The sequence below is a fragment of the Halobaculum rubrum genome, from assembly GCF_019880225.1.
GTDB lineage: Archaea > Halobacteriota > Halobacteria > Halobacteriales > Haloferacaceae > Halobaculum > Halobaculum rubrum.
Genome location: NZ_CP082284.1, coordinates 2,931,678 through 2,946,982 on the forward strand (window position 1 = coordinate 2,931,678; position 15,305 = coordinate 2,946,982).

A 15,305-nucleotide genomic window follows, 5' to 3' on the forward strand; every position below is an offset into this window, starting at 1 on the left:
CGATCCGGCTCAGTACCCGTACTCGTCCTCGGTCATCTGGACGTACCGCCCGTCGCGGTTCCGCCATTTGATCCACTGGTACCGCAGGAGGAGCTTCGCCGCGCCCCAGCCGGCGCCGAACTTTCGCTCGAACATCCCGCGCCCACCGTCGCCGGCGAGCATCTCCCGGCCGATGCGGAACGTGTCGTCCCAGTCGTCCGGCCCGTACCCGCGGCACAGTTCCGCGAGCGCGACGTTGCGCAACAGTTCGTCGCCGATGGCGTCCTTCCACCGCTCGTTGTACGTCGACACGTCGCCCTCGGCCGCCAACTCGCCGGCGATGGCGCCGGTGCGCACCGCGACGTGGTCGCCGCCCTCGTGGAAGGCGCTGGTGGTGCCCATCGCGCCGCCGGTCACGCAGATCCCGGCGTCGACCGGGCTCTCGATCGGGTTCGTCGAGGAGATCGGGTACGTCTCCGTGCCGTTCGTCTTGCCCGCGTCCTCGACGAGGGGGAAGTCCTCCTCGATGTCGTACTCGTCGCCCCACTCGCGCTCGAGGATCCGGCGGACGTACTCCTTCCCGGAGGGGATGCGCTCGTCGTCCTCGTTGATAAGCGCGTACTCCTCCCTGTCCTCGATCTCGTCGAGGTCCATCCCGATGGGCATCGTCAGCCCGACGCGGCAGACCCGGTCGGCGTTCGGGAACACCCACGGGTAGGCAGTGTGCCCGGGCATGACGCCCCACCAGAACGTGATCGCGCCGTCGACCTCGTCGTACACCTCCCGCGGGAACTTTCTGTACTCCTGGTAGGCGATGTGGTTGTTCTCCGTCGACGCGAGGCGCTGTGACGCCTTCTGCCCGTCGGGCAGGAAGCGATCGAGCACGCGGTTCGTCACCGTGCGCTGGGGACCGTCCGCGAGGACGAGGAAGTCCGCGCCGACCTCGTCGCCGCCGGCAAGCGAGAGCACGTGCCGCGGGTCGTCGCCGCCGCCCGCCGAGAGGTCCGTCTCCACGTCTTTCACGGACGCCTTGACGCGGTACTCGGCGCCGGCGTCCTCCGCCCGGTCGCGCATGAAGTCGTCGAAGCGCGCGCGGTGCATCGTGTAGCCGAACCCGTCGTAGCTCGACTCGATGCCGGTCCCTCGGAGGGTACACGCTTCGGTCGGTCCGACGAACTCCGCGCGGTCGAGTTCGTCCTGAACGACGCCCTCGGGGAACTCGTCGGGGTGGATCCCCATGATGTCGACCCAGTAGTCGAGGATGCCGGCGGCGTCCGTCGAGTCCGGGCCGAGTCGCTCCCGATCCGCCCGGGGAACCCCCTTCTCGAGGACGACGGCATCGGCCCCGCGAGCGGCGGCGGCGTGGGCCGCGGCAGATCCCGCGGGGCCGCCGCCGACGATGGCGACGTCGACTCGTTGCATGCACCGATCGGACCGCGGATCACTCTTAAATCGTCCGAAGCACGCCGACCGGATCGCCGCGGTACCGCGCCCGTCGATCCGGGCGCGCCGTCTCGGGGGAAGGTCTATGCCGCCGGACGGCGCAGTCACGGTATGGATCTCTCGCGGAGCGCTCGCGCGCTCGCCGGCGCGGCGGACGCGACCGACGGCGCCGTCGACTGGGACGCCGTCGCGGAGGCAGCCAAGGGCGGCTGTGAGCCGGGCGACCTGCGGATGGAGCCGGCCGAGCGCGAAGCGTTCGCCGACGACGTGCGGGCCGCCCGCGACGGCCTGCGTGCGGCCTCCGGCGTCGACTTCGACCTTCCGGGGAGCATCGAGGTGCAACACCGCCACCACTGGGTCGACGCGAACGTCGACACCTTCCGTCGGGTGCTTCGGCCGCTGGAGGACACCGCGACCGGCGGGAGAGTCCCGGGCGTCGCTCGCTCGCTGAACTCCGGGACGATGGCCGTGACTGTCGCGTTCCTCGCGCGGAACGTCCTCGGGCAGTACGACCCGCTGTTGCTCGCGGAGGCCGACCCCGCCGATCACGGGCTGTACTTCGTCCGACCGAACATCCAGCAGGCGGCGGTGGACCTGAACGTCGGCTACCCGCGATTCCGCCGATGGATCGCCTTTCACGAGGTCGCTCACGCCGCCGAGTTCGCGGCGGCGCCGTGGCTGCCGGGGTATCTCGAGGACCGCTTGGAATCGGGGCTCGCGTCGATGACCGACGAGTCGTCGCTGCTCGAACTCGCCCGTCCGGGTCGCGACGGGGCCGGCCCGATCGACTCGTTCGCCGATCTCAACACGGCGATGACGGCCGTCGAGGGGTACGCCGAACTCCTCATGGATCGGGCGTTCGACGACGAGTACGACGACCTCCGCGAGAAACTCGACGCGCGTCGCCGGGGCGGCGACCCGATCACGAACCTGTTCAAACGGCTGCTCGGATTCGGCATGAAGCGCCGGCAGTACGAGCGGGGCGCGGCGTTCTTCGCCGCCGTCGCCGACCGAATGGACCTCCGAACCGCGTCGCTGGTGTGGGAGCGACCCGAGAACCTCCCGAGCGACGCGGAACTCGACGACCCGGACGCATGGGTCCGGCGGGTCGCGTGACGAAGGCCGACGATACGGACGCCGTCGTCACGGGCACGGGTCTTTGCCCCACTCGACCCGAATCGACCCGACGGACCGACTATCGCTCGGGTGAGTACTCCCTCAGCGTCCGCACGACGAACCACGTCAGCGCCGCACCGATGAGAAGCGAGACGCCGACGGCCGCGGCGATCTGTGCGGGCGTCGGGTCCGCCTGCAGCGACACGAGCCCGCCGGAGACGCCGACGAGGAGGACCATTCCGACCTTGAGCCGTCGGTTCGTCGCGTCCCGTTTCTCCTTCGTGATGCTCGGACCGACCATCAGCGATCGACACCGGAATCGAGGTCGGTCGCGGCCGAGACGTGCATTCCCGCGATCGCCCAGCCGTCGTCCCCGGGGAGGAGCGTCCCGCTCCACCGCGTCTCGAACGAGCGCTCGGCGAACGCCTCCGCGTCGTACCACGACAGCGACACCGCGTCGGCGACGGCGGCGCCCCCGTCGCGTTCGACCACCTGCAGGTCATGGCTTTCGACGCGCCAGTCCTCGGTGGTCCGCGTCTGTTCGTGCAGGGCGTTGGCGATCTGGGCGTACCCCACGAGCCGCTCGCTGATCCCCACTTTCACGGTCGCCGGCGACTCGACGAAAAACGGCGCGAGCGCCTCGCCCGCGCGGAGGGCGTCGTAGTACGCTTGGACCGTCTCCTCGGGTGTCATTGGATCCCGACTGGGGGGCCGGGGGCTTGAAATCCGCGTTCCGGGAGCCGCGGGCGCCGACGGAGGCAAGTGCCGCCGACACGTCGATCCGGTATGGGCTACCCAGTCACCTACTACTGTCCTCACTGCGGCACACTGGTCGAGTTGGAGCGCCACGGGTACCTCTCGGACAAGGCCGTCACGCCGTACCCGTTCGAGGGCTGGGAGTACGCCGCGCCCGACGAGCCGTTCGAGGACGGCGCCGCCGACGGCGTCGCGTTCGTCTGCGGCGAGGGCCCGTCGCCGGCGGACGGGGACGCTGCGGACGAGGAGGGCTGCGGGGAGCGATTCTACCTCTCGTTCGTGAAGTTCGAGAACGGCCGCGAGATCGATCCGCGACGCGCCGAAACGGACGGTGAACGGGTCGAGCTCGCGGAGGGTCGCGGACCGAAGTCGCCGCGGGGACCCGAGGAACCGGACGGTCCGTCCGGACCGTCGGGCGGGTTCTACTGACTCCCGACGCCACACCTCCCCCACGACCGGATCACCGTCGGTCCTCGCGACGAACGTTCAAATGCGAAGCCGGAACCACCGTCGCCGTGACGTGACGGTCACCACGGCGCGAGCGCGGGTGTGCGACGCCGCGTGCCGTGGACGTTGCGGGGCGTCGCCTGTTAGCCCAACTCCTGACGAGCCCAGTGGCTACCCCTTGATGTTGCAGACGGGGAACGTGCGGGCGACCTTGTCGCCAATGCCGAGCGCGTCGCTGACGCGGACGACCTCGTCGACGTCCTTGTACACGCCGGGCGCCTCCTCGGCGACCGTCGCGCCGGACTGTGCCTTCACGTAGATGTGGTCCTGATCGCGGAGTTCGTCCTGCACGGTCTCCCCCCAGTACTCCTGCTTGGCGGCGGTACGGCTCATCACGCGCCCGGCGCCGTGGGCCGTCGAGCCGAAGGTCTGAGCGAGCGACTCGTCGCCGCCGACGAGCACGTAGCTGCCGGCGCCCATGCTCCCGGGGATGATGACGGGCTGTCCCACGTCGCGGTAGGCCGCGGGGACCTCCTCGTGGCCGGCAGGGAACGCGCGGGTCGCGCCTTTTCGGTGGACGTACAGCTCGCGCTCCTCGTGTGCGATGGCGTCTCCCGTGGGCACGGCGGTGCCGTCGTCGTCGACGCCGACGTCGTGGACCTCCTTCTTCGCGATGTTGTGGGCCACGTCGTAGAGGAGTTCCATCCCGAGTTCCTCGGCGTCCGCGCGGAACACGCGTTCGAACACGCGGCGCGTCCGGTGGGTGATGAGCTGTCGGTTCACCCACGCGAAGTTGATCGCCGCGCACATCGCGCCGTAGTACTCGTCGGCCAGCTCCGAGCCGGCGGGCGCGGCCGCCAGCTCCTTGTCGGGAAGCGATTCGAGGAGGTCGCCGTGGCCTTTCTCGATCCTCCGGAGGTAGTCGGTGCACACCTGATGACCCAGCCCGCGCGACCCGCAGTGGATCAACACGACGATCTGGTCTTCCTCGAGGCCGAACGAGTCGGCGACGGCCTCGTCGAACACGTCGGTCACGCGCTGGACCTCGAGGAAGTGGTTCCCCGAGCCGAGGCTCCCGAGCTGGTTCCGGCCGCGGTCTTTCGCCTTCTGAGAGACGAACTCGGGGCGCGCGTCCGGCCGTCGCCCCTCGTCCTCGCAGTGCGCGAGGTCGTCCTCGGTGGCGTACCCCTCCTCCAGTGCCCACTCCATCCCCCGTTCGAGCACCGCCTCGACGGTGTCGGCGTCGCCCTCGACGATCCCGCCGCCGCCGAGCCCCGAAGGGACGTTCGCGAAGAGGCTCTCGACGAGTTCCTCCTCGTTGCCCTGGATGTCCTCGTAGGTGAGGTTCGTTCGGATCATCCGAACGCCGCAGTTGGAGACGACGAACCCTTCAGCCGCGAACGCGTGTGCGTCGTGCGAGACCCCGATATCGTATACGGGCTTCTCTCCGAGTTGACGGATATCCGATATTTCGGTCAGCACGGCGCCGTCGTTTCTCACCGGGGTTTCTTCCTGAAACTCTTCGAAGTCGGGGAACTCAGCCGGCGGTCGTGGCCGCGTGCTCCGACCACTGTAGACACTTCGTTCGATGTACCGATCGTTCACGGGTTCGTCCGCGAACCGCCGTTTGATCTCCGCCGTCGCAGTACCGCCGTCGGCGAGCGCCTGCGCCTCCTCTGCGATCCGGGCGCGTTCCGTGATGACACGCTCTTTACGGCGGAGATACTCGGCTGCGAGCGCAGCACTCCGCCGCTTCTCCTGGTTGTACCGGTATCCGACGGTGGTCAGGAACTCGACAAGGTTCGACGCCTCGCTGGACACGCCGAATCGGAACCTGACCGTCTCGCCTCCGGTCGTCTCAGTTCGCTCCACGACCTCGAACTCGTTCGTTTCGATGCCGAGTTCGTTGAGGTGACGAATCAGGTCCTGCATGAACTGCTTCCCGGCCTCGCGCTTCTCGACCAGCCGGTTGTGTGAGACCGATGGCGCGTAGAAGTTCTTCGCGCTCACCGTATCCGGAGCGCTCATCTCGGCGCCGAAGAACGTGGACAGATAGAGCGCTACCTGCCAGTCGGCGAGACGATCGAGATACTGCGGCGCCGTGAAATCGGAGGCAGTCTTCCGTCCCTCCGGCGCGCCGAGACGCACCAGCAGCTGTTTTAACGCGTTCGCCCCCGACTTGATGCTGTACTCGGTCCGTTCGAATTCTGCACCGTCGATTTCGTGTTCGCGGTCACGCTCGTAGACCCGGGACGGCGTGAACCCGATCGACTCGATATCGTCGCGGATCGCCTCGAGATCCTCGGGCTCCCCGTAGAACCACGACTGTGTCCCGCTGAATGACCCGTCCCCCGTGTGGTAGCCGACCAGTTTGAGGAGCCGGGCGAACGCCTCGTCCGTCGACTGAAGGGGGAGGAGTTCACGTGACCGAAGTTCCTCGACGAGCTGAGGGTCCTCGTCCTCGAAATCGCTCTCGTCGAGCACGGTGAACTCCGCGGGAACCCCGTCCGGTATCCCCCGGAACGACCGCACGTACACTTCGTCTCCGGAGTCGAGCTCGTCCAGTTCGACCATTCCTTCGGGAGTCTCGAACGGATGTTCGGTCGTCGCCTCCACGGTATCGCCCCCGATGGTCTCGACCTGGTATACTGTTCGGTCATCGGTTTCGGTGAACAGCCGGATAGTAGACGATGGTGCGTCGTCGCCGGCCGGCACGATCGCACGTTCCTCCTCGAAGTCGGATTCCAGGCCGCGGATGGTTCGGCGCCGACCGAACTGGACCTCGACCTCGCTGTCACCCGAGAGGCAGTTGATGTCGTAGCCGACCGCTCCGGGGGAGATACACCCATCTCTCGCGTCTGTCGCGCCGACGCCGCCGACGGGGAAGCCGTATCCCTGGTGGCCGTCGGGCATGCACGCGGCGTAGGTCGTGATCCCCGGGAGGTGCGTCGCGTTGCGGAGCTGCTGGAGCGTCTTGTCGTCGCCGATCTGTTCGAGGAGCGGGTCGCTCGCGAGCACGCGTGCGGGAGCGTTCATCTCTCCCTCCTGCGGTATCTCCCAGACGAACTCCCGAACCTTGCGGAGTTCGATCCCGTCGTACTCGCGGGTCTCGGCTGTGTCTGTCATGTCCGTAGCTCCCGGCGGCGCACGGAATAGCGTTACTACCGCCCGGTGTCGCCTCGATTTCGTCCGGTCGGCCCCGAGGTCCCCGACGGCTCGGACGCGGCGGCGTGAACCGCGTCCGGGCCCATCTCGGGTGTGCCTCGTTCGTTCGTCGACCTGAAGACGGCCGTGTCTATGGAGAGCGGTCCGGCCCCGGTAACGAGCAACACCGACACCAGGCCGAACAGCGAGATGTGCGCGAGTACCGGGTCGTCCGCGAGTCCGAACAGCGTAGTCGTGAACACGACGAACGCCGCGCTCGAAGCGGCGCGCGTGAACAGTCCGAGGACGAGCAACAGGCCGAGGAACAGTTCGGTGAGGGCCGCGCCGAGCACCCACAGCTCCGGAGGCACGGGCAACAGCGTCGAGAGCCCGTACCGTTCGACGACCGCGAGCGCTTGCCCCGGCGCGAGCAGTTTCTCGGCGAGGGCGAGGTAGATGAAGACGATACCCATCCCGATCCGAACGATCGTCGGTACGTACCGACGGTACGGGTCCACGAACTCCCCGACCGGGACGGCAATGCTGCGGTGAAACGGATCGAACCGAGAGTACACGGTCTCTTTGTTCGCCGCCAGCCGCGCGATGACGTGGTCAGCGCTCGGTCGACCCCCGCCCACGAGCACGATCGCGAGAAGCCCGGCGACGTACTCGAACGCGAAGAACATCGAGGGGTGCAGCGGAAGCAAGATCAGATACGACGCCAGCGCGACCCCCGCGACGAGCCGCGTCGCGAGCCCGAACAACAGCGCGAACCCGACGGCGACGCCGAACAGGCGGACCGGAACCACGGTGTCGGCCGCCGTGACCAGCGGCGTGAACAGGTAGCCCGCGAAGCCGGCGCCGACCATCGGCAGTCCGAGACTGAGCCTGAGCAGCCACGGGAGCAGGTCCGTGTAGTCGACGAGCGCCCGCCGGATCGCGGCCACGTCGTCGCGGAGCGGTCGAACTCGGAGATACCCCGCCATCGTCGCGATCACGCCGACGCCCCCGGCGCCGAGCGCAAGCACGACGACGGGCTCGGACAGCGCCCCCGCCAGGAACGCGATCGGGTCGCCGTTCTCCGCGTCGGTTACGTACTCTACGTGTGCGGCGGCGACGCCCGACGCGCCGGCGACAAGCGCGACGAGCGTACCGACGTGCACGGCGAACGCGGTGGGGTGGTACCGAGAACGCGGTTCCATCGTGAGCAGTCCCGGGCGCTGCGATGGTAAATCCTGTGACGGCATCACACACCTTCCCGGCGGGGACCGGTTCTCAGACGTCGAAGACGACGTACGCACGCCACCCCTCGTCGGTCTCCGCGAGTTCCATCTCCGAGTACGTCACCGCCTTCACATCGCGTGCGGTGACATCCGTCAGGGGGACGCCACGCGCGGTGGCCTCAACCACCCACTCGTCCCCGTCGTGGCGGACGGTCGCTTGGTGGTCGGCCGGCAACACGCCGCGCACGTCCCGTTCGTAGATGCACTCGTCGAGGTAGTCGAACAGCGCCGCCTCCGGCGACTCGGATCTAACGTGCATCTCGAACCGGTCGTCGGTCGGCGGGATCGAATCACACATGGCCGCGGTCAGTCCCTCCGCCACGGCGGCGAACACGCCTCCCAGCGAGTCCGCGGTTGCCGCGACGGCCACGTCCGCGGTGTGCTCGCACAGTTCGAACCGGCCGCCGGCGTCGGCATCGCCGTTCGGCTCGACACCGGCTTCCTTATCTGTCCGCACTGGATCGTCGCTCACGGGTTCTCTATGCCGCGTTCGCGCCGCCGGCTGTTAAGCCCGATGAGCGAGCGCAGTCGCGACACGCCCCCCGCCACCCGGTGACGAGCGCGCTCCGTAACGCCCCGGGAACTGATCCGCTTGCCCGGTCGAGAGACCACCCGACAGCATCGGCCCAAACGGACGGGGGAAGTTCACAGGTGCTGCTTCGTCGAACGGTGTCGGTGAGCGCGCATCCGGCGGAGAGCCCCGTCGACGGTGGAGTTAAATGCGCTTCAGCAGTATGACCTTCTACGTGAGCGTCAACGTCGAGAAGCGCATGGATCCCCCGGGGGAGGCCACCCACGCCGAGGCCGCCTGGGCGCTGAAAGAGGAGATCAACGACCGCGAGGGCGTCCTCAAGCAGCGCCGCGGCTTCTTCATGAACGCCTACAAGCGTGCCGAGTGCCACCTGCTCGTCGAGGACGACGACCTCGTGGGCTTCGCCTCGGCGCGCCGCGACGGCTACATCCTGTTTCTGGCCGTCGCGCCGCGGGTCAGGGGGCGCGGCTACGGCGAACGGCTCGTCGCCGAGGTCGCCGAGGCGAACCGCTCCGTGTCGTGTCACGCGCGGACGACAAACGAGGCGGCGCTGGACTTCTACAAGCACATCGGCTTTCAGGTCGTCCGGCGCATCGAGAACTACTACGAGGACGGCGGCGACGCGTTCTATCTGAAGTTGGGCGACGACTCGTCGCTCACCGACCGGCTCTCGAACTTCCTCCGGTAGCGGTTTGTACCGCCGCCGCGTACCCGTTCGTGCGCGCCTTCAGTCCCCGCCCCAGTAGACCCGCCAGGGTGCGATGACGGTGCGGAGAACCCGGGCGCGCGACACACGGCCCGCCGCGAGCCGCGATCGCGGACGCCCGGCACGAGGGTTTACCGGCCGACGCGGCACACCGCCTCGGGATGACGCCGGCTCGTTAGTGTTCCGGGCGTACATCCTTTCGATAGTATCGGGCAGAGACCGAGCAGATGTGCAGTACCTTGCGACAGTCGTTCATTCGTAGAGAGAAAACGATAGGTTAGTCGAATGTGAACCTCCGATAATGACCGACTCGATTTGGTATCCGTCGGTCGAAGACGTCCTCGACATCCACGGGGACATTGTCTCGGAGTACCCGAACACCAGCCCAGGGATCAGGAATCGCGGAGATGCCGAATTCGCACTGGAGTACGTCAGCGAAGGGAGCTTCGGGTCGGTTCCAGAGACGGTTCACGAGAAGGCGTTTCATCTGCTTCGGCTCCTCGTCGCCAATCACCCATTCGTGGACGGAAACAAGCGCACCGCACTCAACACGACGACGGTGTTCTATCTGCTCAACGGTCATCAGTTCGAATACGACGACGAAATCAGAGAGATACTGACGAAGTTCGGCACCGACGAGAAGGCCGTCGACGAGGACGACGTGATCGAGTATCTCCGAACACACACGACAGAAGCCGATTTAAACGAAGTGGTCGAACACTGGCGAGGCGACCTCGTCGAGTATGGATTAGAACAATTGTCCGACGAGTCATCGGACCCGAACGATTAACGGGACTCGTAATCAAGATGTAGATATGGCGACGGAGGAGCAGACAGGTGAACGAACGCCACTCGACGACGTGATGGAAGATATTCGTCGAGAACTCGTGTTGCGAGTCGCCAAGGCCGACCGGGACGAACACCGCGAGATCTACGACGCTCTCGAAAACGAATAGCGGTTTCACATCGTCTGCTTCCGATTCGAGAAACGCGAGTTTCACTTTCGGCGTGTTTACTAGTAGTCTCTCGCCCGGTAGTGTTCCGGACGTACATTTTTGAACAGTTTCGATCGCGTGGGCCGAGTGTCGAACGGGCTTGAGAACTGTGCGACGTTAACGAGACGCGCCGCGTCTCGTTTGCACACCAGAAATCTTTGATTTCTGGGGACGCTGTATCCCTTCCCTACTCACTCGCCTCGCTCGCCCCTTGAGGAAGGGGCCTTAGTGCCTCGATTCAGGTAATTCACCACTGTGATCATGAGCTGAGCTTCAGACCCAACTGCTCACGCACTCATCTTCGCTGGGTTCATCATCCCTTCCTTGACGCCGAAGTGGATGAGCAGGAGATTGACCGGATAGGCCGCGATGAGCCCCATCGTGAGCGAGAACACCAGTGCCGTCCAGAACAGGACCTCGCCCATCCCAGCTTCGCCGGCGAGCCAGACATCCGTTCCGATGGCGACGACCTCCATGACCGTGATGCTGGCGGTCTCCGAATAGAAGGCGTCTTTGAGCGCCACTCCGAGCCCGACACCTTCCTGCATCAGCGGCCCAACCGTCAACAGATACCCGCCCAGGTACGCCAATGTGAAGGAGAGAAAAACCGTGCCGGTTGTTTTGAACGAAAGCAGACCGACTGCAATAGAGACGCCGAGGACTTCCCCGGTTCCACACCCTGAATAACAGTGGCTGACCGAGCGAAAGCCCCTCCGCCAGAGCGAGTCGTGGTCGATCTGCGTACGTCCCGACCACCAGTAGCCTGCGAGACCGATTGGCCCGGAGTACAGTACCGTGAGCCCCCAGACGAAGTTCATCAAACTTGGAAGGTCCGAGTTGTTCTTCCGGAGATCCCATATGAGTACCGAGAGTGAACACGCGACGAGTACCCCCCACGTTGTGAGGTAGATCGGATCTGTGAGGAGATTTTGTAAGGTCTGCTGAACTCCCATGACCCATCGAAGCTGCTATTCCTTTATCATGTTTTGGTGGATCTCGGGATCTGGAACCAGATATCACCCGTTTCAGGTCATATGGTTGTGACGCCTCAAGCATTTTCCACCGTGAGCGGAATACTGCTGGTATGAGCGGTAGTGATGAAAGTCGCCCGAGCGACACGATGCGGGAGCGCGTACCGGAGAACAGTCGGAAGTTCTGGCTACTGTTGAACGCGAACCGGTGGCTGGTCGCCGCCGGGATCTCGGGCGGCGTGTTCCTCGCGCTCGTCGTCATCGGGCACCTCCACCCGACCGGGACGGCGGCGCTGTTCGGCAAGGGGGATCCCCTGGAGACGCTGTTCCAGGGACTGCTGACGTCCATTATCACGGGCGTCACGCTCGTGCTCGCGCTCAGTCAGCTCGTCCTCTCTCAGGAACTGGGGCCGATCGGGGATCAGCGCGAACGCATGGAGGGCGCGATGGCGTTCCGGAAGGACGTCGAGGACGTCATCGAGGAGCCCGTGAGTCCCGCCCAGCCCTCCGCGTTCCTCCGGTCGCTCGTGAAACTCACGAAGCGACGCGCCGAAGCCGTCGCGGACGCCATCCGGGACATCGACGACGAGACGCTCACCGATCAGGTAGCCGCGTTCACGGAGAACGTGAAGGGGAACGCGGACGCCGTCGAGAACGGTCTCACGGACGCCCAGTTCGGGGAGTTCGACGTGGTGTTCTCCGCGCTGAACTACAACTACTCGTGGAAGTTGTACGCGGCGCGCCGCATCCGTGCGGAGAACGAGGCCGTGCTCACCGAGGACGCCCGCGCGGCGTTCGACGAACTCATCGACGCGTTCAAACTGTTCGGGCCGGCGCGCGAGCACTTCAAGACGCTGTACTTCCAGTGGGCGCTCATCGATCTTTCCCGGACGATGCTGTACGCGTCCGTACCTGCACTCCTCACGGCCGTCGCGGGCATCGTCTACCTCGAACCGTCGCTGTTCCCGGAGACAGTGTTCGGCGTGCGCCCGCTCGTCGTGGTGGTGAGCGCGGGCGTGGCGATCTCACTGCTGCCGTTCGCGTTCCTGTTGTCCTACATTCTTCGCATCGTCACCGTGACGAAGCGAACGCTCTCCATCGGACCGTTCATCCTCCGGGAAACTGACCGCTCACGCGACCTCGACTGGGGCGAAACCGAAGCGAAGAGCGGGGAGAGCGCAGGCGTTGGCGACGAGAGTACGTAACGCGGACGTCGGCCGTTCATTCGGTCCAGCGGACGTTCTCGTAGCCGAGGGTTCGGGACGCGTTCTCGAACTCGACCCCCGAGAGATAGTTCGGTACAGCCATCCGGGTATTACGTGTCACACGACGAGTTCAGCGCGTGCGGGGTACTTCTCCGGTATCGAACAACTAATGACGTTGTTTTCGCTTTCTGTGAGGCTACTAGTAGATGTTCGCCCGGTAGTGTTCCGGGCGACACTGTTCATGCGGATGCCCGTCGATATCAGTCGTCGCTCGAGACGTTGGAGGACTCGGGTGAGTCGGTGCGCTGCCCGCGGAGCCACTCCTCGACGTGATCCTGGCCACCGAACCCGAAGGCGAGCGCGACTGCAAGCCCGAGCGGGAACACGACTGTCAAGAGGAGCACGCCCAGCAGGAGCGAATCAACCCCGAGGACGTTCAACGCGATCACGGCCGTGAATACGTACACGACGGCCTCGCTGGCGCCGGCCGCGATCTGTGAGAACGGCGAACTCGCGATCGGCTCGGTCCCGACAGCTACCTCGTTCGCGTACGTGGCGACGATCGATCCCAAGACGACGACGGCGGCGGCACCAACCACGATGGGAACAAAGAACACCGCCTCCGCAAGCAGTCCCGCCACCGGCCTGAGCGAGAGCATGGACGCGACGAAATACGTCGTCACGAGATAGACGTAGTACTCCGCAGTGATCCCGGCGAGGCTCCCCAAGCTCCCGTGTTCCGCGCCGATCAGGCGCCCGAGGTGCGTCGAGGGGAACGACGCTCCCACGTCGGTTCGTTCCACGAGCGGCCCGACGATCCGCCGTGCCGCGATCCCGACGCTGAGGCCGATCGCGAGCAGCACTGCGGCGGCCACGACGTTGGGGACGTAGCCGACGACGACCCCCGAGAGCCGATCGAGTTGCTGGATATCGAGGACGCTCACCGCGACGACGACCGCGAGCACGTATACGAACGTCCGAACGAACCCCCCCAGTGCCGCCGACACCGCGTCCTCCTCGTCGTCGACGATCCGATCTGCCGGAGTCTCGGCGGCTCTGTCGTCGAAGCGGTGGCGCCACGACCACCGATACACGATGTCGTCGAGCCACTGACCGAGTCCGAACCCGACCCCGAGGATGAGCGCGGCCAGGAGTACCGTCGGCACCAGTCCGATCACGCTGCCGAGGAGCGTGTCAACGAGCCCCCCGAGCGCCGATTGGACGACGATCCCACCGGTCAATGACGGTGTGAGCTGGAGCATCAGTATATACCTGATATGCAAGTCATGAGAAACGATTATTAAAATGCCCGATGCGCTTCACAAACGATCCGTATCAAAACGTTGATGACGCCGATGGGGAGATACGTTTCCGACGGCCCGTACGGAGCCCGACCGTTCGGCCGACGGGTCCCGGTCGGCGGGTCTCGACAGGTTCGCTGCGGTACTCTATCCGAGGACTCGACCCGTGGCTGCCCGGACGATCTGGCTCTCAACGGGTATCCCGTCCGAGGAAGCGGGGATCCCGGACGGTCCTACAACTCTGCCACGTCCTCGATCGCGTCCGTCAGCTCCTTGATCGACTCCACGTCGTGCTCACCCATGTGGCCGATACGGAACGTCTCCTCGCCGAGCTGTGAGCCGTAGCCGTTCGAGAAGGCCATGTCGTACTCCTCGCTGACCGCCTCGATCGTCGCCGCCACGTCGATACCCCGCGTGTTCTCGATGCACGCGACTGTCCGCGACTCGTACCCCTCCTCGGGGAACATGTCGAAGTGTTCGTCGGCCCAGTCGCGGGTGTACTCGGCCATCTCGCGGTGACGGGCGTCGCGCCCCTCGTGGCCCTCCTCGAGCATGTACTTCATCTGCTTGCGGTACGCGAGCATGATCGGGATCGCGGGCGTCGAGTGGGTCTGCCCCTTGCGGTCGTAGTAGTCGAGCGCGCGCTGGAAGCCGCCGTACCACGAGGCGGAGTCCGTCTCCAGTTCCCGCTCGTAGGCCTCGTCGCTGACGACACACACCGCAAGCCCCGGCGGCATGGCGAACGCCTTCTGTGTCGACGCGAAGATCACGTCGATTCCGTGGGCGTCGATGTCGACGTAGTCGCCCCCGAGCGCCGAGACGGCGTCGACGACGAAGTACGTGTCCGGATACTCGTCGATCACGTCGCCGATCTCCTCGATCGGGTTGCGGACGCCGGTCGAACTCTCGTTCATCACGGTTGCGACTACGTCGTAGTGTGTGTCGCTCGCCTCGAGGTGCTCGCGGATGTCCTCGGGCTTGATCGCCTCTCCCCACTCGTACTCCAGCCGGTCCACGTTCTTGCCGAGCCGCTCGGCGACGTCGGCGTGACGTTCGCTGAAGCTCCCGCACGTCGGGACGAGGATGTTCTCGTCGACGAGGTTCAACGTCGAGGCCTCCCAGAACTCGGTTCCGGAGGCGGTGAGGATCATCACCTCGTTGTCGGTGCCGAGGAACTCCTTGGTGTCCTCGACGATGGTCGTGTAGAGGTCCGTCATCCGGTCCATCCGGTGGCCGAACATCGGTTGGGCCATCGCCTCGATCACGTCCTCGCGGACCTCGGTGGGGCCGGGGATATACAGGGTCTTCTCGGGGTAGTCGTCCGTGTACTCACGTTTCTCGGTCACCAAATCACCTACTACCCGTGCCTCCGGGGCCGGGCGGCAAGGTGTTTGTGATTCCCCCACCGACGGCGCGGGGCGACGGGA

The 15,305-nt window shown here is 65.8% G+C and carries 15 protein-coding genes; 6 read left to right on the forward strand and 9 right to left on the reverse strand.

Features of this window, described 5'->3' with window-relative positions; all coding sequences use genetic code 11:
• Positions 1-9: 9 nt before the first annotated feature.
• Entirely contained in the window at positions 10-1,401 is a 1,392-nt protein-coding gene (locus K6T25_RS14940; protein WP_222915440.1) for an NAD(P)/FAD-dependent oxidoreductase, read from the reverse strand.
• Positions 1,402-1,533: 132 nt separating this feature from the next.
• On the opposite strand from K6T25_RS14940, the gene K6T25_RS14945 reads away from it, so the two are divergent.
• Positions 1,534-2,538, forward strand: coding sequence for a zinc-dependent metalloprotease (locus tag K6T25_RS14945; protein WP_222915441.1), 1,005 nt, complete (start codon positions 1,534-1,536; stop codon positions 2,536-2,538).
• A gap of 79 nt (positions 2,539-2,617) precedes the next feature.
• Here the strand turns inward: K6T25_RS14945 and K6T25_RS14950 are convergent, their stop codons facing one another.
• Both K6T25_RS14950 and K6T25_RS14955 read right to left on the reverse strand, forming a co-directional pair.
• Complete coding sequence (locus K6T25_RS14950) at positions 2,618-2,839, reverse strand: hypothetical protein (protein ID WP_222915443.1); 222 nt, start codon at positions 2,837-2,839, stop codon at positions 2,618-2,620.
• Positions 2,839-3,231, reverse strand: coding sequence for a nuclear transport factor 2 family protein (locus K6T25_RS14955; RefSeq protein WP_222915445.1), 393 nt, complete (start codon positions 3,229-3,231; stop codon positions 2,839-2,841). Before K6T25_RS14955 ends, K6T25_RS14950 begins: the two co-directional genes overlap by 1 nt.
• 93 nt (positions 3,232-3,324) lie before the next feature.
• Between K6T25_RS14955 and K6T25_RS14960 the strand changes: the two genes are divergently transcribed.
• Positions 3,325-3,723, forward strand: coding sequence for a DUF7969 family protein (locus tag K6T25_RS14960; protein WP_222915447.1), 399 nt, complete (start codon positions 3,325-3,327; stop codon positions 3,721-3,723).
• 189 nt (positions 3,724-3,912) lie between these two features.
• On the opposite strand, the gene K6T25_RS14965 is transcribed toward K6T25_RS14960, so the two are convergent.
• The 3 genes from K6T25_RS14965 to K6T25_RS14975 all read right to left on the reverse strand — a co-directional run bounded on the left by K6T25_RS14965 (position 3,913) and on the right by K6T25_RS14975 (position 8,625).
• The gene (locus tag K6T25_RS14965) at positions 3,913-6,867 is read right to left on the reverse strand and encodes an RtcB family protein (protein ID WP_222915448.1); all 2,955 of its coding nucleotides are present in this window, start codon (positions 6,865-6,867) and stop codon (positions 3,913-3,915) included.
• Positions 6,868-6,902: 35 nt separating this feature from the next.
• Entirely contained in the window at positions 6,903-8,087 is a 1,185-nt protein-coding gene (locus K6T25_RS14970; protein WP_222915450.1) for a DoxX family membrane protein, read from the reverse strand.
• A 73-nt stretch (positions 8,088-8,160) separates the two neighbouring features.
• Complete coding sequence (locus K6T25_RS14975; protein ID WP_222918091.1) at positions 8,161-8,625, reverse strand: archease; 465 nt, start codon at positions 8,623-8,625, stop codon at positions 8,161-8,163.
• Between the two features lie 289 nt (positions 8,626-8,914).
• On the opposite strand from K6T25_RS14975, the gene K6T25_RS14980 reads away from it, so the two are divergent.
• From K6T25_RS14980 to K6T25_RS14990, 3 genes are all read left to right on the forward strand, one after another.
• Positions 8,915-9,388 carry a GNAT family N-acetyltransferase gene (locus tag K6T25_RS14980; protein ID WP_222918092.1) on the forward strand — a complete coding sequence of 158 codons (474 nt, stop codon included), beginning with the start codon at positions 8,915-8,917 and terminating at the stop codon, positions 9,386-9,388.
• 319 nt (positions 9,389-9,707) lie between these two features.
• Positions 9,708-10,196 carry a type II toxin-antitoxin system death-on-curing family toxin gene (locus tag K6T25_RS14985; RefSeq protein WP_222915452.1) on the forward strand — a complete coding sequence of 163 codons (489 nt, stop codon included), beginning with the start codon at positions 9,708-9,710 and terminating at the stop codon, positions 10,194-10,196.
• A gap of 25 nt (positions 10,197-10,221) precedes the next feature.
• Entirely contained in the window at positions 10,222-10,362 is a 141-nt protein-coding gene (locus K6T25_RS14990) for a hypothetical protein (RefSeq protein WP_222915453.1), read from the forward strand.
• Between the two features lie 326 nt (positions 10,363-10,688).
• Here the strand turns inward: K6T25_RS14990 and K6T25_RS14995 are convergent, their stop codons facing one another.
• On the reverse strand, positions 10,689-11,354 hold the full coding sequence (locus K6T25_RS14995) for a DUF4396 domain-containing protein (RefSeq protein WP_222915455.1): 666 nt from the start codon (positions 11,352-11,354) through the stop codon (positions 10,689-10,691).
• Positions 11,355-11,485: 131 nt separating this feature from the next.
• Between K6T25_RS14995 and K6T25_RS15000 the strand changes: the two genes are divergently transcribed.
• Entirely contained in the window at positions 11,486-12,577 is a 1,092-nt protein-coding gene (locus K6T25_RS15000; RefSeq protein ID WP_222915457.1) for a DUF7972 family membrane protein, read from the forward strand.
• Between the two features lie 260 nt (positions 12,578-12,837).
• Here K6T25_RS15000 and K6T25_RS15005 read toward each other — a convergent pair whose 3' ends face one another.
• The gene (locus tag K6T25_RS15005; protein ID WP_222915458.1) at positions 12,838-13,839 is read right to left on the reverse strand and encodes a mechanosensitive ion channel family protein; all 1,002 of its coding nucleotides are present in this window, start codon (positions 13,837-13,839) and stop codon (positions 12,838-12,840) included.
• Between the two features lie 272 nt (positions 13,840-14,111).
• Complete coding sequence (locus tag K6T25_RS15010; RefSeq protein ID WP_222915460.1) at positions 14,112-15,224, reverse strand: pyridoxal-phosphate-dependent aminotransferase family protein; 1,113 nt, start codon at positions 15,222-15,224, stop codon at positions 14,112-14,114.
• Positions 15,225-15,305: the final 81 nt, after the last annotated feature.